The organism is Paenirhodobacter ferrireducens, assembly GCF_004022265.1.
GTDB lineage: Bacteria > Pseudomonadota > Alphaproteobacteria > Rhodobacterales > Rhodobacteraceae > Rhodobacter > Rhodobacter ferrireducens.
Window position 1 is genome coordinate 269,742 of sequence record NZ_SAVB01000001.1, and the last position, 22,665, is coordinate 292,406.

At 67.8% G+C, this 22,665-nt stretch carries 26 protein-coding genes; 14 read left to right on the forward strand and 12 right to left on the reverse strand.

All coding sequences use genetic code 11. The annotated features are described in order from the left end of the window. Nucleotides 1-16 precede the first annotated feature (16 nt). From EOW65_RS01325 to EOW65_RS01335, 3 genes are all read left to right on the forward strand, one after another. On the forward strand, nt 17-1,258 hold the full coding sequence (locus EOW65_RS01325) for an ABC transporter substrate-binding protein (RefSeq protein WP_128147209.1): 1,242 nt from the start codon (nt 17-19) through the stop codon (nt 1,256-1,258). A gap of 69 nt (nt 1,259-1,327) precedes the next feature. Beyond that, nucleotides 1,328-2,182, forward strand: coding sequence for a phosphodiesterase (locus tag EOW65_RS01330; RefSeq protein ID WP_128147210.1), 855 nt, complete (start codon nt 1,328-1,330; stop codon nt 2,180-2,182). Further along, nucleotides 2,182-2,931, forward strand: a complete 750-nt coding sequence (locus tag EOW65_RS01335) for an HAD-IIA family hydrolase (protein ID WP_128147211.1) — start codon at nt 2,182-2,184, stop codon at nt 2,929-2,931. The genes EOW65_RS01330 and EOW65_RS01335 overlap by 1 nt, the downstream gene beginning before the upstream one ends. Here the strand turns inward: EOW65_RS01335 and EOW65_RS01340 are convergent. Continuing rightward, nucleotides 2,928-3,779 carry an EamA family transporter gene (locus tag EOW65_RS01340; protein WP_128147212.1) on the reverse strand — a complete coding sequence of 284 codons (852 nt, stop codon included), beginning with the start codon at nt 3,777-3,779 and terminating at the stop codon, nt 2,928-2,930. The genes EOW65_RS01335 and EOW65_RS01340 overlap by 4 nt on opposite strands. 81 nt (nt 3,780-3,860) lie before the next feature. Here EOW65_RS01340 and EOW65_RS01345 point away from each other — a divergent pair, with 81 nt between their 5' ends. The 6 genes from EOW65_RS01345 (at nt 3,861) to trpB (ending at nt 7,816) form a co-directional block, all read left to right on the forward strand. Then, entirely contained in the window at nt 3,861-4,379 is a 519-nt protein-coding gene (locus EOW65_RS01345) for a MarR family winged helix-turn-helix transcriptional regulator (protein ID WP_128147213.1), read from the forward strand. A 422-nt stretch (nt 4,380-4,801) separates the two neighbouring features. After that, nucleotides 4,802-5,089, forward strand: a complete 288-nt coding sequence (ihfB, locus tag EOW65_RS01350) for an integration host factor subunit beta (protein ID WP_113899323.1) — start codon at nt 4,802-4,804, stop codon at nt 5,087-5,089. Nucleotide 5,090: 1 nt separating this feature from the next. Next, complete coding sequence (locus tag EOW65_RS01355) at nt 5,091-5,447, forward strand: LapA family protein (protein ID WP_240664432.1); 357 nt, start codon at nt 5,091-5,093, stop codon at nt 5,445-5,447. Between the two features lies 1 nt (nt 5,448). After that, entirely contained in the window at nt 5,449-6,120 is a 672-nt protein-coding gene (locus EOW65_RS01360) for a phosphoribosylanthranilate isomerase (RefSeq protein WP_128147214.1), read from the forward strand. After that, nucleotides 6,117-6,566, forward strand: coding sequence for a GNAT family N-acetyltransferase (locus tag EOW65_RS01365; protein WP_128147215.1), 450 nt, complete (start codon nt 6,117-6,119; stop codon nt 6,564-6,566). Before EOW65_RS01360 ends, EOW65_RS01365 begins: the two co-directional genes overlap by 4 nt. Before the next feature lie 17 nt (nt 6,567-6,583). Next, nucleotides 6,584-7,816, forward strand: coding sequence for a tryptophan synthase subunit beta (gene trpB, locus EOW65_RS01370; RefSeq protein WP_128147216.1), 1,233 nt, complete (start codon nt 6,584-6,586; stop codon nt 7,814-7,816). Between the two features lie 54 nt (nt 7,817-7,870). On the opposite strand, the gene EOW65_RS01375 is transcribed toward trpB, so the two are convergent. Continuing rightward, nucleotides 7,871-8,374 carry a GbsR/MarR family transcriptional regulator gene (locus EOW65_RS01375; RefSeq protein WP_128147217.1) on the reverse strand — a complete coding sequence of 168 codons (504 nt, stop codon included), beginning with the start codon at nt 8,372-8,374 and terminating at the stop codon, nt 7,871-7,873. An 83-nt stretch (nt 8,375-8,457) separates the two neighbouring features. Next, nucleotides 8,458-9,444, reverse strand: a complete 987-nt coding sequence (locus tag EOW65_RS01380; RefSeq protein ID WP_128147218.1) for a zinc ABC transporter substrate-binding protein — start codon at nt 9,442-9,444, stop codon at nt 8,458-8,460. An 83-nt stretch (nt 9,445-9,527) separates the two neighbouring features. Here EOW65_RS01380 and EOW65_RS01385 point away from each other — a divergent pair, with 83 nt between their 5' ends. The 4 genes from EOW65_RS01385 to EOW65_RS01400 all read left to right on the forward strand — a co-directional run bounded on the left by EOW65_RS01385 (nt 9,528) and on the right by EOW65_RS01400 (nt 12,036). After that, on the forward strand, nt 9,528-10,031 hold the full coding sequence (locus EOW65_RS01385) for a Fur family transcriptional regulator (RefSeq protein ID WP_128147219.1): 504 nt from the start codon (nt 9,528-9,530) through the stop codon (nt 10,029-10,031). Next, nucleotides 10,028-10,816: a metal ABC transporter ATP-binding protein gene (locus EOW65_RS01390; protein WP_128147220.1), complete on the forward strand. Its 789-nt coding sequence runs from the start codon at nt 10,028-10,030 to the stop codon at nt 10,814-10,816. Before EOW65_RS01385 ends, EOW65_RS01390 begins: the two co-directional genes overlap by 4 nt. After that, entirely contained in the window at nt 10,809-11,594 is a 786-nt protein-coding gene (locus tag EOW65_RS01395) for a metal ABC transporter permease (protein ID WP_128147252.1), read from the forward strand. Before EOW65_RS01390 ends, EOW65_RS01395 begins: the two co-directional genes overlap by 8 nt. 253 nt (nt 11,595-11,847) lie before the next feature. Beyond that, nucleotides 11,848-12,036: a hypothetical protein gene (locus tag EOW65_RS01400; RefSeq protein ID WP_164879952.1), complete on the forward strand. Its 189-nt coding sequence runs from the start codon at nt 11,848-11,850 to the stop codon at nt 12,034-12,036. Between the two features lie 163 nt (nt 12,037-12,199). Here the strand turns inward: EOW65_RS01400 and EOW65_RS01405 are convergent, their stop codons facing one another. From EOW65_RS01405 to EOW65_RS01430, 6 genes are all read right to left on the reverse strand, one after another. Further along, a complete protein-coding gene (locus EOW65_RS01405) occupies nt 12,200-12,895 on the reverse strand; it encodes a YjbF family lipoprotein (RefSeq protein WP_128147221.1) in 696 nt (231 codons plus the stop codon). Beyond that, entirely contained in the window at nt 12,892-15,060 is a 2,169-nt protein-coding gene (locus EOW65_RS01410) for a YjbH domain-containing protein (protein ID WP_240664433.1), read from the reverse strand. Before EOW65_RS01410 ends, EOW65_RS01405 begins: the two co-directional genes overlap by 4 nt. 161 nt (nt 15,061-15,221) lie before the next feature. Continuing rightward, nucleotides 15,222-15,872, reverse strand: a complete 651-nt coding sequence (locus tag EOW65_RS01415) for a sulfotransferase family 2 domain-containing protein (RefSeq protein WP_164879953.1) — start codon at nt 15,870-15,872, stop codon at nt 15,222-15,224. 235 nt (nt 15,873-16,107) lie between these two features. Beyond that, nucleotides 16,108-17,148 (reverse strand): TRAP transporter substrate-binding protein, encoded by a 1,041-nt coding sequence (locus tag EOW65_RS01420; protein ID WP_128147224.1) that lies wholly within the window; start codon nt 17,146-17,148, stop codon nt 16,108-16,110. 67 nt (nt 17,149-17,215) lie between these two features. After that, the gene (locus EOW65_RS01425; RefSeq protein ID WP_128147225.1) at nt 17,216-18,541 is read right to left on the reverse strand and encodes a TRAP transporter large permease; all 1,326 of its coding nucleotides are present in this window, start codon (nt 18,539-18,541) and stop codon (nt 17,216-17,218) included. Next, a complete protein-coding gene (locus EOW65_RS01430; RefSeq protein ID WP_128147253.1) occupies nt 18,541-19,047 on the reverse strand; it encodes a TRAP transporter small permease subunit in 507 nt (168 codons plus the stop codon). Before EOW65_RS01430 ends, EOW65_RS01425 begins: the two co-directional genes overlap by 1 nt. A gap of 387 nt (nt 19,048-19,434) precedes the next feature. On the opposite strand from EOW65_RS01430, the gene EOW65_RS01435 reads away from it, so the two are divergent. Beyond that, the gene (locus tag EOW65_RS01435) at nt 19,435-19,641 is read left to right on the forward strand and encodes a cold-shock protein (RefSeq protein WP_121534728.1); all 207 of its coding nucleotides are present in this window, start codon (nt 19,435-19,437) and stop codon (nt 19,639-19,641) included. Between the two features lie 267 nt (nt 19,642-19,908). On the opposite strand, the gene EOW65_RS01440 is transcribed toward EOW65_RS01435, so the two are convergent. Genes EOW65_RS01440 through EOW65_RS01450 form a run of 3 tightly spaced genes read right to left on the reverse strand, consistent with a single transcriptional unit; the run spans nt 19,909 to nt 22,603 of the window. Further along, nucleotides 19,909-20,955, reverse strand: a complete 1,047-nt coding sequence (locus EOW65_RS01440) for an ABC transporter ATP-binding protein (protein WP_128147226.1) — start codon at nt 20,953-20,955, stop codon at nt 19,909-19,911. Then, nucleotides 20,952-21,734: an ABC transporter permease gene (locus tag EOW65_RS01445; protein WP_128147227.1), complete on the reverse strand. Its 783-nt coding sequence runs from the start codon at nt 21,732-21,734 to the stop codon at nt 20,952-20,954. The genes EOW65_RS01440 and EOW65_RS01445 overlap by 4 nt, the downstream gene beginning before the upstream one ends. Then, entirely contained in the window at nt 21,731-22,603 is an 873-nt protein-coding gene (locus tag EOW65_RS01450; protein WP_128147228.1) for an ABC transporter permease, read from the reverse strand. The genes EOW65_RS01445 and EOW65_RS01450 overlap by 4 nt, the downstream gene beginning before the upstream one ends. Nucleotides 22,604-22,665 lie beyond the last annotated feature (62 nt).

Consider the following 22,665-nt stretch of genomic DNA (forward strand, 5'->3'; position numbering starts at 1 on the left):
AAAGGACCTCCCCGCCATGAAACACCTGCTTCCGCTTGCCCTCGCGGCGACGCTTGCCGCCCAGGGCGCCGGCGCCGTCCAGATCGAGGTGGCCTATGCCTATTCCTCGGTCTTCGATCCGACCTTCGAGCGGATCATGCAGGCCTTCGCCACGGCGCATCCCGACATCGAGGTGACGTTCCGCGCTACCTATGAGGACTACGAGGATGCGACGAACACCATTCTGCGCGAGGCGGTGGCGAACACCCTGCCGGACGTCTCCTTCCAGGCGCTGAACCGGCAGGCGATCCTGGTCGAGCGCGGCATCGCGAAGCCGCTCGATCCCTATATCGCGGCCGAGACCGGCTTTGACGCGGCGGGCTATCACCAGGCGATGCTCGACCTCTCGACCTTCGGGGGGAAGGTCTATGGCCTGCCGTTCTCGGTCTCGACCCCGATCGGCTTTTACAACATGGACATCCTGCGCGCGGCCGGGATCAAGACCGTGCCGCAAAGCTGGGATCAGGTGATCGAGGCCTGCCGGGCGATCCGGGCGACGGGCCGGCAGGATGCGCTGTTCTGGCACTGGAACATCTCGGGCAACTGGCTGTTGCAGGCGGCGATGTGGAGCCAGGGTGTGCCGATGATCAAGGACGGCAGGCTCAACATGGACAATCCCGAGGGGCTGAAGGCGCTCGAGACGGCGCAGGCGATCTTCCGCGACTGTGGGATGAAGAACCTCTCGGGCGCCGATGCTTCGAAGCAGTTCGCGTCGGGCGAGCTTGGCATGTTCTTCAGCTCGACCGCCTATGTGGGCTTCGTCGACCGCTCGAAGACCGGCAGCTGGGATTTCGTCACCGGCCCCTATCCGGGGATCGGCGGGGCGCCGCAGGCGTTGCCCGCGGGCGGCAACGCGGCGATGCTGACCTCTGCCTCCGACGATCCCGAGGTGCGCAAGGCCGCCTGGGAATTCATCAAGTTCACCACCTCGGGCGAGGGGGCGGCGGCGGTCGCGCTGACCACCGGCTACATCCCGCCGAACAAGGCCGCGAACGCGCTGCTGATGGACAGTTTCTATGCGCAGAACCCGAACAAGCTGACCGCGGCGAACCAGCTGCCGCTGCTGTCGGAATGGTTCGCCTATCCGGGCGATAACGGGCTCGCGGTGACGCAGCTCATCGAGGACAGTCTCGAGGCGATCCTGACCGGCGATGCCACGGACATGGAAGCGCTGCGCGACGACATGGTCGAGGAGGTCAACGGCCTGCTGCCGCATTGAGCCCCCTGCCGTACTGAGCCCCGTGGCGCGGCGGGCCTGCCGCCGCGCCCTTTCGCAAAGGATTTCCGCATGACCGCTCCCCTCCGTTTCGCCGTGCTGACCGATCTGCATTTCGTGCCCGCCGGCCAGCGCCTTTACGGCTTTGATCCGCGCGTGGTGCTGCGTCGCGCCCTCGCGTTCCTGACCTCCCTGCCGCAGGTCGATTTCCTGGTGATCGCCGGCGATCTGACCGACCGCGCCGAGGAGGCCGCCTATGCGAGCCTGCGCGCCGAGCTGGCGGCGCTGCCGGTGCCGGTGATCCTGATGCTCGGCAATCACGACGCCCGCGTCCCGTTCCGTGCGGTCTTTCCCGCCGCGCCGCGCGATGCGAGCGGCTTCGTGCAGGGGCTTCATGTCTTCGCGCAGGCGAGCCTGATCACCCTCGACACCCTGTGCGAGGAGGAGGAGGGCCATCACGGCCGGCTTTGCGCCGCGCGGCTGGAGTTCCTCGAGCAGGCGCTGCGCGCGGCGCCTGCGGACCGGCCGGTGCTGCTGTTCCAGCATCATCCGCCGATGGATCTGGCGATTCCGCCGATGGATGCGATCCGGCTGCGCGATGCCGAGGCGGAGCTTGCCGCCTTCGACCGCGCCGGGCGCCGGCCCGATTATCTGTTCATGGGCCATGTGCATCGCCCGATCGCCGGGCTCTGGCACGGCATTCCGTTCCATGTCCAGCGCGCGCTGATGCATCAGGTGCATCACGCCTTCGACCGGCCCGGCCGGATCCTTGGTGCGACCGAGGCGCCCGATCTGGCCTGGGTCAGCGTGGCCGGGGGGCAGGTGCTGATCCATGACTGTTCCTTCGCCTATGACGGGCCGGTCTTCGATCTCGAAAGCCCCGAGGCCGCCGCCGTCGCCACGCCGCAGGACCTGGGGCGGTTCTGATGCGGCTCGAGGATTACGACGCGATCCTGTGCGATCTCGACGGCTGTCTGGTGTCGGGCCCGCGGGTGCTGCCCGGCGCCGCGGCGCTGCTCGCCCGGGCGGGGGCGCGGCTGATCGTGCTGAGCAACAACTCGACCGATACCCCCGCGACCCTGTCGGCGCGGCTCGCGGCCATGGGGCTTGCAGTGCCGGCTGGGCGGATCGTGCTGGCAGGCACCGCGGCGCTCGAGGCCCTGGCGCGCGAGCGCGAGGTGCGGCTGTGTCTTTACGGCAGCCCGGCGCTGCAACGCCACGCGCTCGCGCTCGGGTTGCAGCTCGACCGGCAGACGCCGAGCCATGTGCTGCTGACCCGGGACGAGCGGTTTTCCTATGGCGATCTGCGGTGCTGTGTCGGCATGCTGCGGCGCGGAGCGCGGCTGCTCGTTGCCAATCCGGACGAAAGCCATCCGGGCCCCGACGGGGATCCGGTGCCCGAAACCGGCAGCCTGCTTGCCGCGATCCGAAGCGTCCTGCCCGGGCTCGATTACACCGTGATCGGTAAGCCCGAGCCGGGGCTCTACCACCACGCCCTCGCGCGGCTGCCGGTGGGGCGGCGGCGGGTTCTCGCGATCGGCGACACGCCGGCGACCGACGGGGCAGGGGCTGCGCGGCTGGGCTTCGACCTCCTGCTCGTCGGTCCGCTCTCGGCGCGCTACCCGGACCTTGCGGCGGTTTGGGAGCCGGCGGCCGGGGCCGGGCGCAGCGCCTAGGCGCGGCGCTCGGGGCGGCTGCTGAACCAGGTCGCGGCAAGCACAATCGCCGCGCCGAGGAGCTGCATCGGCGTCAGGCTCTGCCCGAGCACCGCCCAGCCCAGCCCGACCGCGGTCAGCGGGCTGAGAAAGCCAAGCCCGGTGACGCGTTCCGGGCCGAGCCGCTCGATGCCGCGAAACCACAGGAAATAGGTCAGCGCCGCGCCGATCAGCCCGAGCCAGAGGAAGCCCGCGACGTTCACCGCGCTCAGCGGCGGCAAGGGAGGCTCGGCCGCAACGGCAAAGGGCACCAGCAGCAGCCCGCCCGCGGTCAGTTGCCAGGCAGTGAAGGTCAGTGCCGGAACCTCGGGCCGCCACTTCCGGGTCAGCACCACCCCCGCCGCCATTGATACCGCCCCGATCAGCGCCGCGGCGACGCCCACCGCGTCGAGCCGCGCCTGCGGTCCGAGCACCAGCAGCGCCACGCCGCCGATGCCGGCAAGCGCCGCAAGCACCCGTTGCGGCGTCAGCCGGGTGCCGAGGAGAAGCCGCGCAAGGCCAAGCACGATCAGCGGCTGTACCGCGCCGAGCGTCGCCGCCACGCCACCGGGCAGCCGGTAGGCCGAGACGAAGAGCGCCGCCCAGAAGAACGCGAAATTGAGCGCCCCGAGCCACAGCAGCCGGCCCCAGAGCGCGGGCGGCGGCAGTTGCCGGGTGAGCGCCATCAGCAGCAGCCCCGCCGGCAGCGCGCGCAGCGCCGCGGCGGTCAGCGGATAGCCCGGCGGCAGCATCTGCGAGGTGACAATATAGGTCGTGCCCCAGATCATCGGGGCGGTGGCGGCCAGCAGCAGGTCGGTGGTTCGGGACATGGCACCCTCATTTATCTCGACGTCGAGACATATCGGGGGATTTATCTTGACGTCAAGATAGTTTTTGTCTAGATCCGCCGCATGGACCGCGTCGATGACATCCTTGCGCAATGGGCCCGCGAACGGCCGGATCTGGACACCGGGCCGATGGGGCTGTTTGGCCGGCTGAAGCGGCTGACCGATCTTCTGTCCGAGGAGCTGACCGCGGTGTTCCGCGCCCATGGTCTGACTGCGGCGAGCTTTGACGTGCTGGCGACGCTGCGCCGCGCCGGGGCGCCACATGCGCTCAGCCCCTCGGAGCTGATGGACTGGACGATGGTCGCCTCGGGGACGATGACGAACCGGATCGACCGGCTCGAGGCCGAGGGGCTGATCGAGCGGCGGCCGAACCCGGCCGACGGGCGCGGTTCGATCGTGCAGCTTACGCCGCGGGGGCTGGCGCTGATTGACCGTGTCGTCACCGATCACGTCGCCAACCAGCACCGGCTGCTGGCGGCTTTGCCGCCCGAGCTGCGCGGGCCGGTGGGGGCGGGGCTCAAGGTCTGGCTGGCCGGGCTGGAAGCGGAGGCACGCCCCACGGCCCCCGGGACGGGGCGCTGACGCGGCCGGTCTCCGTGCGGGCATCCGCGGTCAGCGTGCCCGGCCACCCGTTGCGAGACACACGCGGCATGCGGCTTTCGGAACGGGTGCGGTCCCCGGGCCGATCCGGTCTGTGGAAAGCGATGGCGGGGGAGGGGGCGGTCCCCGGCGGTGCCGGACGGGCGCGCTTGCGGCTCGTGCCCCTTCCCCCGGGCGATTCGCTCCGGTTCCGGCCGCCACCGCCTTTCCTCCGGTTTCCCCCCCGGTTTTCTGCGCCTGCATTCGCCATTGCATCGGGCAGGGACGGCGGCACCTCGCCGCACTGCGCCGAATCCCACGCCTTTCCAAGCCTTTGCTGTTTGTGCTGGAAAAAATTCTCCGTATAGTCCGGGAAGAATCCAGTACCGGGGCTGCCACCCGGACACCCTTGGGGGAACGCACGCATGATCCGGTCAGAGCTGATCGCGAAGATCTCAGAGGAAAATCCGCATCTCTTCCAGCGCGACGTCGAGAAGATCGTCAACACGATCTTCGAAGAAATCATCGAGGCCATGGCGCGCGGTGACCGGGTCGAGCTGCGCGGCTTCGGCGCCTTCTCGGTGAAGAAGCGCGACGCGCGCACCGGCCGCAACCCGCGCACCGGCGATGCCGTCGATGTCGAGGAAAAGCATGTGCCCTTCTTCAAGACCGGCAAGCTGCTGCGCGACCGGCTGAACGGAGAGGCGGACTGAGATGATGAAATACCTGCGCTTCCTGCTGCTCGGCGTTCTCGCCGTGCTGCTGGTGGCCATCGCGCTTGCCAATCGCGCCCCGGTGACGCTGCGGCTGCTGGCGCCCGAGACCGGGGAGTTCCTCGGCTTCTCCTGGGCGGTGCAGCTGCCGCTGTTCCTGGTGATCTTCGCCAGCCTGCTGATCGGGCTGCTGCTGGGCTTCGTCTGGGAATGGATGCGCGAGCATCGCATCCGTTCGGGCGCGGCGAAGACGGCACGCCACGCCGCCTGGCTCGAGGGCGAGGTGGAGCGGCTGAAGACCACCCACGAGGCGCCGAAGGACGAGGTTCTGGCGCTGCTCGACAAGACCGCGCGCTGAGATGGTGACGATCGCAGTCAATCGGGGCCGTCCGGGCGGCACGCGGGTGAAGATCTGCGGGCTCAGCCGGCCCTCCCATGTCGCCGACGCCGTGGCGGCGGGCGCGGCCTATGTGGGCTTCGTCTTCTTCCCGAAATCGCCGCGCAACGTCTCGGCCGAGGTGGCGCGCGACCTTGCGCTCGAGGTCCCCTTCGGCGTCGCCAAGGTCGGGCTGTTCGTCGACCCGAGCGATGCCTTCCTTGACGAGGTTCTGGCGCTGGTGCCGCTCGATCTGGTGCAGCTGCATGGCCATGAGAGCCCCGAGCGGGTGGCCGAGGTGCGCGCGCGCGCCGGGCTGCCGGTGATGAAGGCGGTGGGGGTCTCGACCGCCGAGGACCTGCCGCATCTCGAGGCCTACGAGGCGGTGGCGGACCAGATCCTCGTCGATGCCAAGGCGCCTGCGGGCGCGGCGCTGCCGGGCGGCAACGGGCTGCCCTTCGACTGGCAGCTGATCGCCGGGCGCAGCTGGAAACGGCCGTGGATGCTGGCCGGTGGCCTGACCCCCGAGAACGTCGCCGAGGCGGTGCGCCTGACCGGCGCGACGCAGGTCGATGTCAGCTCGGGCGTCGAGAGCCTGCCGGGCGAGAAGGACGCGGCGCTGATCCACGCCTTCGTCGCGGCCGCGCAGGGATGATCTGCTGGCGCGAGGCGGGCGAGGCCGACCTCGCGTCGGTTCTGGCGCTGCTCTCCGACGATCGTCGCGATGCCGATCCGAAGCCGATGACGCCCGAACGGGCCTTGGCGCTCTGGCGCGAGATGGCCGCGCAGGGCGTCACCCGGCTGATCGTCGGCACGGATGACGCCGGGCAGGTGGTTGCCACCTATCAGCTCTCGATCCTCACCGGGCTTTCGCTTGCCGCGCCCCGGCGCGCGCAGATCGAGGCGGTGCGGGTCGCGGCCGGGCTGCGCGGGCAAGGGATCGGCGCCGCGCTGATGGCCGATGCCGAGGCGCGCGCCCGGGCTGCGGGGGCCGTGGTGATGCAATTGACCACCCATGTCTCGCGCAGCCGGGCCCACGCCTTCTACGAGCGGCTTGGCTTTACCCGCAGCCACTTTGGCTATAAACGCAAGCTCGACTGAACGCGCGAGGTGAGACGATGGCCGAGGACCTTCCCAACAGCTTCATGACCGGCCCCGACGAGAACGGGCGCTTCGGCATCCATGGCGGGCGCTTCGTGTCCGAGACGCTGATGCCGCTGATCCTGGAGCTCGAGGCGCAATACGAACACGCCAAGACCGACCCGGAATTCTGGGCCGAGATGGACTATCTGTGGAAATACTACGTCGGCCGGCCCTCGCCGCTCTATTTCGCCGAACGCCTGACCGAGGAGCTGGGCGGCGCGAAGATCTATCTCAAGCGCGAGGAGCTGAACCACACCGGCGCGCACAAGATCAACAACGTGCTTGGCCAGATCCTGCTGGCGCGGCGGATGGGCAAGACCCGGATCATCGCCGAGACCGGCGCCGGCCAGCATGGCGTGGCGACCGCGACGGTCTGTGCCAAGTTCGGGCTGAAATGCGTCGTCTACATGGGCGCGACCGATGTCGAGCGGCAGGCGCCGAACGTGTTCCGCATGCGGCTTCTGGGCGCCGAGGTGCACCCGGTGACCTCGGGCCGCGGCACGCTGAAGGATGCGATGAACGACGCGCTGCGCGATTGGGTGACCAACGTGCGCGACACCTTCTATTGCATCGGCACGGTGGCGGGCCCGCATCCCTATCCGGCGATGGTGCGCGATTTCCAGTCGATCATCGGCAAGGAAACCCGCTGGCAGCTCGAGGAGCTCGAAGGCGAGGGCCGTCTGCCCGACACGGTGATCGCGGCGATCGGCGGTGGCTCGAACGCGATGGGGCTGTTCTATCCTTTCCTCGACGACAAGTCGGTGCGGATCATCGGCGTCGAGGCCGGCGGCCATGGCGTCGACGACCGGATGGAGCATTGCGCCTCGCTCACCGGCGGGCGTCCGGGCGTGCTGCACGGCAACCGCACCTATCTGCTGCAGGACGAGGACGGGCAGATCCTCGAGGGGCATTCGATCTCGGCCGGGCTCGACTATCCGGGGATCGGGCCGGAGCACGCCTGGCTGCATGACATCGGCCGCGCGGACTATGTCTCGGTGACCGACATGGAGGCGCTCGACGCCTTCCAGATGCTGTGCCGGACCGAAGGCATCATCCCGGCGCTGGAGCCGAGCCATGCGCTTGCCCATGTGAAGAAGATCGCGCCGACGCTGCCGAAGGACCACATCATCGTGGTCAATCTCTCGGGACGTGGCGACAAGGACATCTTCACCGTCGCGCGGCACCTCGGCGTCGAGATGCAGGGCTGACAGGTCCCGGGCGGGGGCACCCCCGCCCGTCACCGCACCGCGCCTTCCGGGCGCTCAGTCGCGGTTCTTCTTTTTCTTCTTCTTCGGCAGCTCGCCCGCCTGCATCAGCTGGGCAAGCTCTGCCGCGTCGTGGCGGGTCAGGCGCGCGAACCAGTCGTCCGCCGTCTGCACCATCTGCGCGAGCGGCGCGAGCCGCGGGTCGTCGGCGCCTTCTGCCAGCGAGGCCAGGCGTTCGGCGAGCGGGGCAAGGTCGCGGCGCTGGCGCTCGATCAGCAGCGCCCGCAGCAGCGCCCATGGGTCCGGATCGGCGACGAAGTAATCCTTGCGCGAGCCGAAGCTGCGCGCCGTCTGGATCAGGCCGCGCTCGCGCAGCTCCTTCAGCGCCACCGAGACATTGGAACGCGACAGACCGAGGATCGTCACCAGATCCTCGGCCGAGGGCGCCTGTGCGGCGCGCCAGATCGCGGCGAAGCAGGCGCCGGCGGGGCGGCTGAGGCCAAAGCGGGGCGCCGCTTCGGCAAAGAGGCGGGCAAGATCCGGGGGCGGGGTGGCAGGCATTCGCGGTCTCCTTCGCCCCCGGTTCTAGCAGGGCTTTGCCGGCTTGTCGCCCTCTGCCCTGCGCCCGGTCGTCCTGTCGCGGGTCAGGATGCGAGGCAGCCCGAGATCGTGCCGGCCAGCCCCTGCATCAGCCGCTCGTAGAGGTCCGCGCCATAGGTCAGCGTGCTGCCCGAGGGGTCGAGCGCGCCGCCGAGCCGGACGCCCGTGCCCTCGATCAGCCGCTCGGCCGGACGGGTGTCGTGCTGGGCCTCGGGGAAGGCGCAGACGACGCCGTCGGCGGTCAGCTCGGCGCGCAGCTCGGCCAGATGCGCGGCGCCGGGATCGGTCGCATCGCCCAGTGCGATCGCGCCCGCGACCTTCAGCCCGTAATGATCGGCGAAATAGCCATAGGCGGCGTGAAAGACGACGAAGGGACGATCCTTCACCGGGGCGAGCTCTGCCGTCAGAGTCGCGTCGAGCGCGGCGATCTTCGCCTTCGCGGCCTCGGCGTTGGCGGCATAGGTCGCGGCATGCTCGGGGTCGAGGCGGCTGAACTCGTCCGCGATCAGGCCAAGCCAGAGCTCGGCATTCGCCGGGTCGAGCCAGGCGTGGGGGTCGAGCCCGGCGTGGACGTGGCCGTCCTCATCCTCGTCGCCATGCGTATCCGCGCCCTCAGCGGCGTGGTTATGCGCATCCGCCGCATGTTCGTCCGCGCCATGCGCGTCTTCGTGGTCGTGGGCCGCGGCGAAGTCCTGCCGGTGCGTGCCCTCGGCATGGAGCAGCGACAGCACATGGGCATCGGGCGCGACCGAGGTGATGGCGCGGTCGAGCCAGGGGGTCATCTCGGCCCCGACCCAGAGCACCAGATCCGCTCGTTCAAGCGCGCGCGCCTGCGACGGCTTCATCTGGTAGCTGTGCGCATTCGCGCCCTGTTCGAGCAGCACGTCGACCGGGCCCAGATCGCCCATCACCTGCAGCGCAAGCGACTGCACCGCGGGCAGGTCGGTCACTACCTTCGGCACCTCGGCCAGGGCAAGGCCGGGCAGGGCGGTGCCCCCCAGCAGGGCGGCAAGCAACAGGGGAGAGCGCATGGGGACCTCTTCATCTCTTGTGATCGGGGCCTCGGTTATTTATGTTATATCGTAACGCGTCAAGAGAAATGTGATAAGGTAACATGTCTTCCGAGCCGGAGTCCGAGACCGCCGCAGCATTTGCGACGCATGATCACAGCGCTTGCATGGGCGAGACGCTCGCCCGCGCCGAGGCCGAGGCGGCGCGGCGCGGGGCGCGGCTGACCCCGGTGCGGCGCCGCACGCTCGAGATCTTGCTCGAGTCGCACCGCGCCATGGGCGCCTATGAGATGCTCGACCGGCTCGCGGCCGAGGGCTTCGGCAACCAGCCGCCCGTCGCCTATCGCGCGCTCGAGTTCCTGGTCGAGAACGGGCTCGCACACCGGGTGCGGCGGCTCAACGCCTTTGCCGCCTGCATGCACCCGGGCGAGGCACATGCGCCGGTGTTCCTGATCTGCCGCGAATGCGACAGCGTCGCCGAGGCGCCCGGTGCGCCGGTGCGCGCGGCCCTCGACGAGGCCGCGGCGGCGCTTGGCTTCACCATCGAGCGCGCGAATATCGAGGCGCTCGGCCTGTGCCCCGTCTGCGCCGCGAAGGAAACGCCATGATCCCGCTCATCACCGCCTCGGGGCTCAGCGTCCGCCATGGCGACGCCGAGGTGCTGTCGCAAGTCGATTTCACCATCGCGCCCGGCGAGATCGTCACCGTGGTCGGGCCGAACGGCTCGGGCAAGTCGACGCTCATCCGTGCGCTGATCGGGCTCGAGCCGATGGCAAGTGGCACAGTCACCCGGCGCGAGGATCTGGTGATCGGCTATGTGCCGCAGAAGCTGCACATCGACCCGAGCCTGCCGATGACGGTGCGCCGCTTCCTGTCGCTGCCGCGGCGGGTCGACGACGCCTCGGCCGAGGCGGCACTGCTGCGCACCGGCGTGCCGGGGCTTGGCGGGCGGCAGATCGCGCGGCTGTCGGGCGGGCAGTTCCAGCGTGTGCTGCTGGCGCGCGCGCTGCTGGCGCGCCCCGACATCCTGATCCTTGACGAGCCGACGCAGGGCCTCGACCAGCCCGGCACCGCGGCCTTCTACAAGCTGATCGAGGAGGTGCGCGGCGAGACCGGCAGCGCCGTGCTGATGGTCAGCCACGATCTGCATGTGGTGATGTCGGCCTCGGACCGCGTCATCTGCCTCAATGGCCATGTCTGCTGCGCCGGCACCCCGCGCGTGGTCTCCGAGGCGCCGGAATATCGCGCGCTGTTCGGGCTCGGCACCGGCGGAGCCTTCGCGCTCTATCGCCACGTCCACGATCACGACCACGAGGCGGACGAGGGCCACGGCCACGATCCGAGCGCGCCGCATTGCGCCCATCCCCACAGCCATGAGCACGATCATGCTTGACGATTTCCTGATGCGCGCCGGGCTTGCCGGCATCGGCCTGACCTTTGCCACCGGGCCGCTCGGCTCTTTCGTGGTGTGGCGGCGCATGGCCTATTTCGGCGACGCGACGGCCCATGCCGCGATCCTCGGCGTCGCGCTCAGCTTCGGCTTCGGCCTGTCGATCTATGTCGGCACGCTCGCGGTGGCGCTCGCCATGGCGGTGACGGTGGCGATCCTGTCGGGGCGCGGCCATGCGCTGGACACGCTGCTCGGTGTGCTGGCCCATGCCGCGCTTGCCTTCGGCCTTGTCGCCGCCTCCTTCATTTCGGGGCTGCGCGTCGATCTGAGCGCCTATCTCTTCGGCGACATCCTCGCGGTGAGCCGGGCCGATGTCGGCATCATCTGGGCGGGCTCGGCGCTCGTCGCGCTGCTGCTTGCCTGGCGCTGGCAGGGGTTGCTGACCGCGACGGTGAACGAGGAGCTGGCCCAGGCCTCGGGGTTGAACCCGCGCGCCGAACAGCTGGTGCTGACGCTGGCCCTCGCTCTGACCGTCGCGGTGGCGATCAAGATCGTCGGCGCATTGCTGATTTCGGCGCTGCTGATCCTGCCTGCGGCCGCGGCGCGGCAGCTCGCGCGCGGGCCCGAGGTGATGGCATTCGGCGCGACGGCAGTCGGCAGCCTCTCGGTTTTGGCCGGACTTGCCGCCTCGCTGCGCTGGGACGCGCCGGCCGGGCCATCGATCGTCGCCGCGGCGGCGGTGCTCTTCGCCGTTTCGCTGCTTGCCCGCCGCCGCAGCTGAGTCGTATCGCTTGCGTCCGGGGGGCGGACAAACACCCGGAATCACGCGGATTTCCGCAGGAGATCCGGGGGATCACGCGAGTGTGCCTGGTGCAGAGGACTACGGCAGGGGAAACTCGTGCCAAAGTGCAACAGTTCGGCCCCACTGCGCATCCCCGAGCGAAATTCTCTCTTTGCAAGTCACACTGCCTGTGCAAATCTCGCCCCGATGCTGCCAAACAAGGCGGCTGTCAAAAGTAATGACGGAGATTACTATGAAAAAGCTCGCTACCATCGCCCTGGCCCTCGGCCTGTCGGCTTCGACCGCTTTCGCCGGCGGCTATACCGCTCCGGTCGTCGAGGCCGAACCGGTCGTCGTGAAACAGTCGTCGTCGTCGAACGCCGGCATCCTGATCCCGGCGCTGCTGCTCGTCGGCATCGCGGTCGCCGCGTCGTCGAACTAATTTCGACGATCCTTCGGGATCTCGAAAGGGGCCGGAAAGCATCGCTTTCCGGCCCTGTTCATTTTTGCGCCCCGCAAGAGGTGCGGCGCGACGGGGGCAGGGCCCCACATGCAAAAGGCGCGCCATGGGCGCGCCCTTGTCGTTTCGGGGAATGGTGCAGCGCTCAGGGCCGCACGGTCTGGATCGTGATATAGCCGAGCTGCGGCGAGATCCACTGCCGCGAGGCGACGATCTGGCCCGCGGCCGAAACGATGAAGGTGTCATCCATCGTCATCCCCAGCCCCTCGCAATGCTCGACCACCTGCCGGCCCGACCAGGTCTGCCCGGCGAAGGGATAGCTCGTGTCGGCGCCGACGCTGACCGTGCAGTCAAGCGGGATCGGCCGTTCGAGTCCGAGCCCGTCGAGATAGCGGATCACCTTCTTGCCGGTGCCCGGGGTGCGGGCGCGGATCAGCCGTCCGGTCTGCTCGACCTCGGCCGACATCATGTCGAAGCCGAGCCCGCGCGTGCCGGCCAGCATCCCGCCGCGCAGGATCACCGCCTGCATCGTCGGTGTGGCATAGGTGCGCATCGTGCCGTTTTCGCCGATCATCCCGAGGATCGAGACGTTCTTCGGCGTCTCCTGCGACAGAAGGATCAGCGGGCCCTTGTTCAGCTCGAGTGACGAGCGCGCCATCGCCTCGGCATCGACGGGGGGCGCCGCGGTCTTGTCGCGCTTGAAGGTGGAGAAGATCTGCTTGATCGACTCGCCGGCCATGCGGCTGTTCTCGGTCTGGTTGGTGTCCGACCCGCAGGCGGCGAGCCCGCCCAGACCGATCACTGCGGCCAGGGCGAGCGCCCGGCTCCGAAGGCCCGTCATCGCCAGAATCTCCCCCAGCTGTCGTAAAGGTCGCCGGTATGTGCCGTGCGCACGGTCTCGTAAAGCCGGCCGTCGATGTCGAGCCGAGCGCCGCCGTCGCGCATCAGCGGGCGGATCGTGGTCTTCAGCTTGTTGACCGAGGGCCGGCCGGTGGTCCAGGCGACCGGGATCGTCAGGCGGATGCCCTTGTCAAACGAGCCTTCGCCGAAATCATCCGAGGACATGTCGGTGAAGGTCGCGAAGGCGCCCACGCTCCAGCCGTTCTCGAATTCGCGGTCGATGGCGATCGTCGCGCCCCAGTCCTTGGCCAGGTAGCGACCGACGTCGAGCTCGGCGGTATAGCCCTTGCCGATGTCGTAATAGGCCGAGACATGGCCGGTAACGGTGGAATAGTCCTGCAGGCCGAAATGCTGGTCGAAGTCGCGCTGCTTGGCCCAGTTCGCCTCGATCCCGAGGGCGAGGCGGCTGTCGACCGGCGCCCAGAGCACTTCGCCCGAGACGCCCGCATACATCCGCTCGAGATAGCCGGCACTGACGCGCGTATAGAGGTTCTCGCTCAGATGGCCGTATTTCGCCAGCGTCAGGCGCTGGATCGCGAGATCGCCGTTCTTCTGGTATTCGGCGAGATCGGAGCGCACGTGCTGCACCACCGAGTTCGACACCCGCGTGCTGTCGTCGAGGTTGCCCACGACCTTCTGCCGCACCGTGCCCGACAGCACGAGCCCCGGCGCCATCTCATAGCGCGCCGAAAGCTCGGCGCCGACGTCGAGGCGGAACGGGTTGTCGGGGTCGAAGATCGAGGCCTCGGCATAGGGCGTCAGCGCCCACTGGAACCGCGGATAGACGGCATCGCTGCGCACGAGCCCCGGCGCGTCCTGCGGCGCCGCGGTGATCGCGACCTGCGGCAGCATGTCATAGGAATTGGTGTTCTCCATCCGCTCGAGATCCGAGCGGCGGAAGGTGACCGAGGACAGCGCCATGCCCTTCTGCACCGGCGTCACCACGATCGTCTCGACCGAGGGCGGCAGGGCGCGCGTCGCCATCCGCGCGACATGGCCGATCGCCTGCGGTTCGGCGCCATAGGTCTCGTTGCGCACCCGCAGCTCGGCCCGGGTTGCGCTGAGCGACATCGATTCGAGGATCTGCCCATCCTTGGCAAGGCTTGCCGCAAGGGCCTTCTGGATGCCCGGATGCACCTCGGGGTCGGCGGCCCAGGAGCCCGACCAGCCCTCGGGATCGGCGGCGGGGGCAGGGCGCGGCCGCACCGGCAGCGGCGCCTTTTCGATACCCGAAGGGAAGGGCGGTTCGTGCGGGTCGATGTTGCGCACGAACTGGAAGCCGACCTTCTCGCCGTACATGTAGTAGAGCTGCACGCCGAAGAACTCGCTCACCTGATAGTCGGCGGCGAAGTTGATCGAGCTGTTGCGCTCGAACCCGTCGAGCTGGGCTTCCTTGGCATAGGCGTCCGAGGAATATTCGGCCTTCAGCGTCAGCCGGTCGGTCGCGGCATAGGAGATGCCGAAGAACGGCGCGAAATCGCCCTTGAACCAGGAGCCCGAGTTGAACTTGCCGCCGGTGCTGGTGACGTCATACCCGGGGCGGGTGCCGGTCGAGCCGATCGAGCCGAAGGAGCCGAGCCGGCCCCAGCCGAGGCCGCCGCTGACCCGCAGCTTCGGCCCGAAGCTTTTCGTCGCAACGATGTATTCCGAGGAATAGACGCCAGTGCCGATGAAGTCCTGCAACCCGATCGCCATCGCCGGAGTCCAGCCCCACTTGCCTTCGTCGAGGAACTGGAAACGCAGGTCGAAGGAGCGGTCGTAGAGTGCTTCATAGCGGCCCGTGCCGTCGTCTTTCGGCATCAGCCCGGGCACCTTCGAATAGCGGAAGGCGCCGGTCAGGCGCGGCGCGATCTGGAAGGTCAGCGTGTTGCGCATGGTGCCGTCGGTCAGCCCCATCAGCGACAGGCCAAGCTCGCCATCGGGGCGCACCTCGGCCGAGGGCATGTCGATCAGGCCGGGCATGCCGAAGGTGTTGCGGCTCTGCCCGATCAGCGGTTCGGCGTGGCCCGCCGGAGCGGCAATGCCGGCCGCAACGGAGAAGGCGCCAAGTGCCCCCGCAACCTTTGCCCTGCGTCTGCGTTTGCGCTGAATGCTCGAGACCGTCACGCTTCCCTCCGCCGTCTTTGCGCCAGTTATACCGGCTTTTCTTACGGGGGCGAGAGGAAAGCCTCGGCCGGTGGCAAAACCCTGCCGTCTCTGGCGCGGCTGCATCACCTTGCGGCAAGGCGATGATCGGACGCGGGAAATCGGGCGATTCTCTGTCGGTATCAGCCCCGGGGTGCGGACAGCCGGCTTTGCTGCGCGAGGATCGTCTCGATCATCTGGAAATCGCAGGCGTAGATGCGGTGGAGGAGGGCGCGGGCATAGGGGGTGACCTCGACCGGCGCCTTGCGCGAGGGGTTGACCGGCACCCGGAACGGTGCGGCGGCCTCGGGCCCGACAAGGCTGCACATCGTGGCGTGCAGCGCGCCGAGCTCGATCGCGTGGGTGTAGCGGATCGGCCGCAGATGGTGGCGCTGCGCGATCAGGTGCGGGTCGGCGCCGGTTGTCGCGAACAGCGCGAAGCGCTCGAAGCTCGAGGGCTCCTCCTGCATCACCTCGCGGTAACGGCGGATCAGGTCCTCGGCGTTTTTGCGGTCGAGGATCTTGTTACGATAGAGGCTGACCAGCCGCTCCTCGGGGTCGCGCCAGACGAAGATTCGCGCGTCATAGCGGCCGAAGGGGCCGGCGCGCAGCCGACGCGCCGCCCCGATCGAGACATCGGAAGCAAGTCCCATCGCGGTCTTGAAGGCGCTGCAGCCATTCTTGCGGATATAGGCATAGAGGATCCGCTTGCCGCCGATCTCGAGGGCGTAATGGCTGTGCCCGGTCCCGAACGTCAGGCGGTTATCGAAACCGGGGAAGTGGTCTGGCGGCATCATGGGCTCCGCATCGTGGCGACGCGGTCATAACGCGGCAGGGGGGCGGATACGACGTCATCCGACTGTCACGTTTTCGCTATCGGCGCCGGTGCGCCGGGGCGCGGCTTCCGCCTGCCGTACTCTGTCGGCAGGGGCCGGGCGGGAAACCGGGCGGGCAACGAGGGGAGGGGGCGGCTGTCGCCGCCGCCCGGCGCCGTCGGGACGGGCCCGCCTGCGGACCCGTCCCCGGGGCTCAGCCGTAGCGGTAGGGCTGGCCGGCCTTGACCATGGTCTCGTTGTATTTCTTGATGATCTCGACGACCTTTGCCTTCAGCGGGCTTTCGGCGGCGATCTCGTCCCAGAACGTGTGCGCGGCCGCTTCCATCTTGGCGTAATCCTCGGCCGGGATCGAGGTCAGCTTCATGTCCGCCCCCTCGACGCGCAGCTTCGCCTCGCCGGCCCAGTACCACCATTGCCGATGGTAATGCGATTGGTCGAAACAGGTCTGCATCAGCTGCTTGAGGTGGTCGGGCACCTCGTTCCAGCGGTCCATGTTGGCGAAGAAATGGCCGATCCAGGCGCCCGAGATATTGTTCGTCAGGAAATAGGGCGCAACCTTCGACCAGCCCGAGGTGTAATCCTCGGTGATGCCCGACCAGGCGAGGCCGTCGAGCTCGCCCGTTTGCAGCGCGACCTCGACATCCTCCCAGGGCAGGGTGACCGGCACCACGCCGAACTGCGCGAGGAACCGGCCCGCGGTCGGGAAGGTGAAGACGCGCTTGCCGTTCAGGTCTGCGAGGCTGTTGATCGGCTCCTTCATGTTGAAGTTGCACGGATCCCACGAGCCGGCCGAGATGTGCTTGATGCCGACCTTGGCATATTCCTCTTCCCAGATCTCCTTCAGCCCCCAAGAGTTGAACAGCGCCGGCACGTCGAGCGAATAGCGCAGCGCGAAGGGGAAATAGCCGCCGAAGACGGTGACCTCGGTGGGCGAGGCCATCGAATCGTCGTCGGACTGCACCGCGTCGATCGTGCCGTTCTGCATCGCGCGGAACAGCTCGGCGGTCGGCACCAGCTGGTCCGAGGTGTAAAGCTCGATCTCCATCTGGCCATTGGCGATGGTGTTGAAGGCCTCGATCGCGGGCTTCACCACCTCCTCGGCCAGCGCCGGGCCGGCATAGGTCTGCAGCCGCCACTTGATCGGCGTCGTCTGCGCCACCGCGGGCGCGGCCAGCCCCGCCGCCGCCGCGCCCGCGGCGCCGGTCGTCAGGAATTTCCGTCTGGTCGTCGTCATCTGTCTCTCCTTGTTGGTCGAAAGCCCCGTTCCGGGGTCGTTGCGATTGTCGTTGGGATTGAAGGGCTCAGCGGCCCAGCACCTCGCGCGGCAGCCACAGGGCGAGGTCGGGGAAGACCATCACCAGCACCAGCGTGGCCACCATCACCAGGACGAAGGGAAAGACCGAGCGATAGATCACCGGCAAGGTGAACTCGGGCGGCGCCATCGCCTTCATCAGGAACAGGTTGTAGCCGAAGGGCGGCGTCAGATAGGCGATCTGGCAGGTGATGGTGTAGAGCACGCCATACCAGACCAGATCGAAGCCCAGACTTTTCGCAAGGCTCACATAGACCGGCGCCACGATCACCAGCATCGCGGTGTCGTCGAGGAACATCCCCATCACCAGAAAGCTCGCCTGCATCAGCACCAGCACCTGCCAGGGCGCAAGGCCGAGGCTGTTCAGGAAGAAGTTGTTGATCGCGCGGCCCGCGCCCAGCCCGTCGAAGACCGCCCCGAAAGAGAGCGCCGCGGTGATGATCATCATGAACATCACGGTGATCATCAGCGTCTGCCGCGTCGCGGTCTCGAACACCGCCCGGGTGAAGCGGCCCTTGACCAGTGCGGCGGCCACCGAGGCGAGCGCGCCGATCACCGAAGCCTCGGTCAGGCTTGCCCAGCCATTGAGGAACGGCACCATCATCGCGACGAAGATGAAGACCGGCAAGAGCCCCGCGCGCAACAGCCGGAACCGCTCGGGCCAGGAGACGCGCGCACGCTCCTCGGCCGGCATCGGCGGGGCGAGGGCGGGGTTCAGCTTGCAGCGGATAACAATGTAAAGGACGAACAGCGCCGCCATTAGCATCCCGGGCACCGCGCCCGCGAGCCACAGGTTCGACACCGGCTGCCGTGCGATCAGCGAGAACAGCACCAGCACCACCGAGGGCGGGATCAGGATGCCGAGGCTCGAGCCCGCCTGAATCACCCCCGAGATCATCAGCCGATCATAGCCGCGCCGCACGAGCTCGGGCAGGGCGATGGTGGCGCCGATCGCCATGCCCGCGACCGACAGCCCGTTCATCACCGAGATCATCACCATCAGCAGGATCGTCCCGATCGCAAGCCCGCCGGGCAGGGGGCCGAACCAGACGTGGAACATCCGGTAGAGGTCTTCGGCAAGCCGGCTCTCGCTCATCACATAGCCCATGAAGACGAACATCGGCAGCGTCAGCAGCGGCGTCCATTTCATCAGCTTCATCACCGCGGAAAAGCCCATGTCGGTGCCGCCCGGCCCCCACAGCGCCAGCGCCGCGATGACGGCGACGAAGCCGATCGCGCCGAACACCCTTTGCCCGGTGATCATCATCAGGAGCATCGTCGAGAACATCAGGATCGCGATGGTGTTGTGATCCATCAGATCTTCTCCCCGCGCAGGGTGGCCACGTCGCGGATCAGGATCGACACCGCCTGCAGCAGCATCAGCGCGAAGGACAGGCTGATGATGACCTTGATCGGCCAGAGCACCGGGCGCCAGGCGGTCGGGTTGCGCTCGCCGACCTCGAAGGAATAGACGGTCGAGTCGAGGGCGCCCCAGAGCATCACGCCCAGATAGAACATCAGGCAGAAGACGGTGAACACGTCCCAGACCGCCTGTCCCTTCGTCGAGAAGCGGGAATAGAGCAGGTCCATGCGCACATTGGCATCGGTCTGCAGTGCCCAAGGCGCGCCCAGCATGTAATAGGCGACGAGGGTGAACTGTGCCATCTCGAGCGTCCAGATCGCCGGGATGTGCAGGATCTTGGTGAAGGACGACCACAGAAGGATCGCCATCATCGCATAGAGCATGTACATCGCGACCCGGCCGAGCCTGCGGGTCAGCCCATCGATCAGATGCACATAGAATATCAGCGCGGCGGGCATCAGCGCCTCTGCCGCCTCATGGGCCTGCCGGTCATTCACATCCCCTGTCGTGGTCTGGTTTTTCTTGTGTTGCGGGCAAGGCTCGGCCCGGGCCCGCGCGGCTGTCAACGGCGGATGGATTTTGACCGTCCGTTACAATCTCGCGGGGCGGCGCTTTGCGCGAATGACAGGAGCCCTGCCTGTTTTGGCGGCAGGCCGGAAATCTGCGGCGGCATCGCGGAAGTTGCGAAGAAATCCCTTGCAACATGAAAATCATGCCTTATGTTCTTCATCGCTACGTTGTTCCGACCGCACCTGTCTCCTTCATCGGCTTCAGTCTGCTTTTCGATCTGACCAAGCCGGGCTGTCGCAATTCCGTGGGCAGCAAACATTAAAGGAGATCTCACGATGGCCAAGGGCACCGTGAAATGGTTCAACGCCACCAAGGGTTTCGGCTTCATCCAGCCGGAAAGCGGCGACAAGGACATCTTCGTGCACATCTCGGCCGTTGAACGCGCCGGCATCCCGCACCTGGCCGATGGCCAGAAGGTGACCTTCGAGATCGAGACCGGCCGTGACGGCCGTCAGTCGGCGCGCGATCTGGCTCTGGCCTGATCCCCGGCTTCGGGCCCCGCATAGGGGCCCGGCGATCCAGTGAAATCCGGTTCCCCGACGACAGCCGGGGACCCTTCGCGCAAAGACTTGGCCCCCCCGGTGGCCCGCCTCGCGCCTCTCTCCCCCATACATCGCGAAGTGTGTCCGCCAAGACAGGCCTGCCTGTCCGGTGTCGCCGGCTCCTGGCTTCCAATTGCCCCAAATATCCCGGGGGGTGAGGCCCGAAGGGCCGAGGGGGGCAGCGCCCCCTCTCTTCTGACGCCGCCTTCAGGCGCCGATCACCATCAGATCCGCGGCATTCAGCCCCAGAACCACGGTTTCGCCGACCCGCGGCGGCACCGAATGGGCGGCGTTGAACGTGTCGAAGGCCAGGCTCTGGCCGCCGAGATCGGCACGCAGACGGATCACCGAGCCGAGGAAATCGACCTCGGTGATCTTGCCCGACAGACCCAGCTCGCACGACCCCTGACCCAGGCGCACCGCCTCGGGGCGCAGCCCCAGCGTGACGCGATCCCCGGTCATCGGGCGGTGCAGCACCACCTCGGTGCCGGCCAGCGCCACGCGCCCGGTCGCGCCATCCTTCACCTCGGCCTCGATCGTGTTCAGCGTGCCGACGAAGCCCGCGACGAAGCGGGTGGCGGGGGTGTTGTAGATCTCGAACGGCGTGCCGACCTGATCGGCCACGCCCTGATGCATGACGACGATCCGGTCCGACATCGACAGCGCCTCTTCCTGATCGTGCGTCACGAAGATCGTGGTGATGCCGAGCCGGCGCTGGATCGCGCGGATCTCGTTGCGCAGCGACACCCGGATCTTCGCATCCAGCGCCGAGAGCGGCTCGTCGAGCAAGAGCACCCGCGGCCGCGGCGCCAGCGCGCGGGCAAGCGCCACGCGCTGCTGTTGCCCGCCCGAGAGCTGGAACGGATAGCGCCCGCCCAGATCGGGCAGGCCGATCAGGTCGAGCATCTCCTCGACCCGCCCGGCGATTTCCTTCGCCGGCGTGCCCTTCACCTTCAGGCCGAAGCCCACGTTCTGCGCCACGGTCAGGTTCGGAAACAGCGCATAGGCCTGGAACACCATGCCGATGTTGCGCGCGTTCGGGCGCAGCCGCACCATGTCGGCGCCGTCGATCGCGATCGCGCCCGAGGTCGGCGTCTCGAAGCCTGCGACCATGCGCAGCACCGTGGTCTTGCCGCAGCCCGAGGGGCCCAGCAGCGAGATGAACTCGCCCTGTTCGACGGAGAGGTTGAAGTCCTTCACCACGCGCGTCGGCCCGAAGCTCTTTTCGAGGTGAGAGAGGGAGAGGAAGGTCATCGCGCAGCCTTGTCGTGTTTCGAGAATCGGGTGACGAGCTGGATCAGCCCCATGCAGGCCCAGGTGATGACGAAGGCGATGGTCGCCAGCGCGAAGGGCTCGTAGGCGCGGTTGGCGCCCATCAGCTGCAGATAGGGGCCGAAGGCCGGCCGGTTGAGCAGGGCGGCCATGGTGAACTCGCCCATCACGATGGCGAAGGTCACGAAGGCGCCCGAGAGGACGGAGACGAGCACGTTGGGCAGGATCACCCGGGCCAGGATCGTGGCCCAGCCCGCGCCGAGCGACTGCGCCGCCTCGGTCAGGGTGGCGACGTCGATGGTGCGCAGCCCGGTATCGACGGCGCGATACATGTAGGGCAGCGACAGGGTGACATAGCCGAAGACCAGCAGCAGGTTGGTGCCGAAGATCGTGCCGGTCAGCGGCAGCGCGCTCGAGGTGTTGTAAAGCCGGATATAGCCGAAGACGATGACGATCGCCGGAATGACGAGCGGCAGCAGGGTGACGAACTCGACATAGGGCCGCAGCCCCGGCATCTTCAGCCGCACCCAGAAGGCGGTGGGCACGACGATCGCCATGCCGACGACGATGGTCAGCAGTGCCATCACCACCGAGAAGGTGAAGGTCTCGCGGAAGCGCGGATCGGCGAGCACGACGCGATAGGCCTCGAGGCTGTAGACCCCGCGCTTCATCGACAGCGAGAATTCGACCATGCCGAGAAGCGGCAGGATGAAATAGGCCATCCCGAGAAGCAGGATCGCCCAGGCGGCAGCACGTTTCATTTCAGCCACCTCTCGGAACGCATGCGCAGCACGATATAGAGCACGTTCGCCACGCCGGTGATCAGGATCATGCCGAAGGCCATGGCATAGCCCAGATGCGGGTTGCCGAGCACGTCGCCGCGGATCTGCGCAAACAGCATGATCGGCACGATGTTCAGGCTCGAGCCGGTCAGCGCGATCGCCGTCGCCACCGCGCCGAAGGCATTGGCGAAGAGAAGCGCGAAGGTGCCGAGGATCGAGGGGAAGAGGATCGGCAGCGCCACCATGCGCCAGTATTGCGCGCCCGAGGCGCCGAGGCATTGCGCCGCCTCGCGCCACTCGCGCTTGAGCCCGTCAAGCGCGGGGGTGATGATCAGGATCATCAGCGGAATCTGGAAGAACAGATAGGTGATGGTCAGGCCCCAGAAGCTGAGGATGTTGAAGCCATAGACCCGAAGGTTGATGCCCAGATGCGTCTTCAGCGCCAGCGTCACCAGGCCCAGCGGCCCGAGCGTGGCGAGGAAGGCGAAGGCGAGCGGCACGCCGGCGAAGTTCGAGGCGACGCCCGAGAAGGTCAGCAGCGGCGAGCGGATCGCCCGCGGCAGACCGCCGAGCACCATCGCCGCCGCCATCAGGAAGCCCACCAGACAGCCAAGCGCCGCCGAGGCGACCGAGATCTTGATCGAGATCCAGTAGCTCGAGAGGATCGAGTCGGTGAACAGCCCGGCGATGTTCTCGAAGGTGAAGCTGCCGTCGGCGCGCTGGAAGGCGCCCAGCACGATCTTCATCGTCGGCGCGATCAGGAACAGCGCGACGAACAGCACGAAAGGCAGCAGGCCGAGCCAGGTCAGCGGCAGGCGCCGGCGCACGGGGGGAGGGGTGTCGCTCACGGGTCCGTCCGTTCGGAAAGGCAAAGGCCGCCCCCGATAACGGGGGCGGCACGAGGGGCGAG

Coding starts and splice junctions, on each gene's coding strand:
- EOW65_RS01325 (WP_128147209.1), top strand. CDS start 17: ATGAAACACCTGCTTCCGCTTGCCCTCGCGGCGACGCTTGCCGCCCAG.
- EOW65_RS01330 (WP_128147210.1), top strand. CDS start 1,328: ATGACCGCTCCCCTCCGTTTCGCCGTGCTGACCGATCTGCATTTCGTG.
- EOW65_RS01335 (WP_128147211.1), top strand. CDS start 2,182: ATGCGGCTCGAGGATTACGACGCGATCCTGTGCGATCTCGACGGCTGT.
- EOW65_RS01340 (WP_128147212.1), bottom strand. CDS start 3,779: ATGTCCCGAACCACCGACCTGCTGCTGGCCGCCACCGCCCCGATGATC.
- EOW65_RS01345 (WP_128147213.1), top strand. CDS start 3,861: ATGGACCGCGTCGATGACATCCTTGCGCAATGGGCCCGCGAACGGCCG.
- ihfB (WP_113899323.1), top strand. CDS start 4,802: ATGATCCGGTCAGAGCTGATCGCGAAGATCTCAGAGGAAAATCCGCAT.
- EOW65_RS01355 (WP_240664432.1), top strand. CDS start 5,091: ATGATGAAATACCTGCGCTTCCTGCTGCTCGGCGTTCTCGCCGTGCTG.
- EOW65_RS01360 (WP_128147214.1), top strand. CDS start 5,449: ATGGTGACGATCGCAGTCAATCGGGGCCGTCCGGGCGGCACGCGGGTG.
- EOW65_RS01365 (WP_128147215.1), top strand. CDS start 6,117: ATGATCTGCTGGCGCGAGGCGGGCGAGGCCGACCTCGCGTCGGTTCTG.
- trpB (WP_128147216.1), top strand. CDS start 6,584: ATGGCCGAGGACCTTCCCAACAGCTTCATGACCGGCCCCGACGAGAAC.
- EOW65_RS01375 (WP_128147217.1), bottom strand. CDS start 8,374: ATGCCTGCCACCCCGCCCCCGGATCTTGCCCGCCTCTTTGCCGAAGCG.
- EOW65_RS01380 (WP_128147218.1), bottom strand. CDS start 9,444: ATGCGCTCTCCCCTGTTGCTTGCCGCCCTGCTGGGGGGCACCGCCCTG.
- EOW65_RS01385 (WP_128147219.1), top strand. CDS start 9,528: ATGTCTTCCGAGCCGGAGTCCGAGACCGCCGCAGCATTTGCGACGCAT.
- EOW65_RS01390 (WP_128147220.1), top strand. CDS start 10,028: ATGATCCCGCTCATCACCGCCTCGGGGCTCAGCGTCCGCCATGGCGAC.
- EOW65_RS01395 (WP_128147252.1), top strand. CDS start 10,809: ATGCTTGACGATTTCCTGATGCGCGCCGGGCTTGCCGGCATCGGCCTG.
- EOW65_RS01400 (WP_164879952.1), top strand. CDS start 11,848: ATGAAAAAGCTCGCTACCATCGCCCTGGCCCTCGGCCTGTCGGCTTCG.
- EOW65_RS01405 (WP_128147221.1), bottom strand. CDS start 12,895: ATGACGGGCCTTCGGAGCCGGGCGCTCGCCCTGGCCGCAGTGATCGGT.
- EOW65_RS01415 (WP_164879953.1), bottom strand. CDS start 15,872: ATGCCGCCAGACCACTTCCCCGGTTTCGATAACCGCCTGACGTTCGGG.
- EOW65_RS01420 (WP_128147224.1), bottom strand. CDS start 17,148: ATGACGACGACCAGACGGAAATTCCTGACGACCGGCGCCGCGGGCGCG.
- EOW65_RS01425 (WP_128147225.1), bottom strand. CDS start 18,541: ATGGATCACAACACCATCGCGATCCTGATGTTCTCGACGATGCTCCTG.
- EOW65_RS01430 (WP_128147253.1), bottom strand. CDS start 19,047: ATGCCCGCCGCGCTGATATTCTATGTGCATCTGATCGATGGGCTGACC.
- EOW65_RS01435 (WP_121534728.1), top strand. CDS start 19,435: ATGGCCAAGGGCACCGTGAAATGGTTCAACGCCACCAAGGGTTTCGGC.
- EOW65_RS01440 (WP_128147226.1), bottom strand. CDS start 20,955: ATGACCTTCCTCTCCCTCTCTCACCTCGAAAAGAGCTTCGGGCCGACG.
- EOW65_RS01445 (WP_128147227.1), bottom strand. CDS start 21,734: ATGAAACGTGCTGCCGCCTGGGCGATCCTGCTTCTCGGGATGGCCTAT.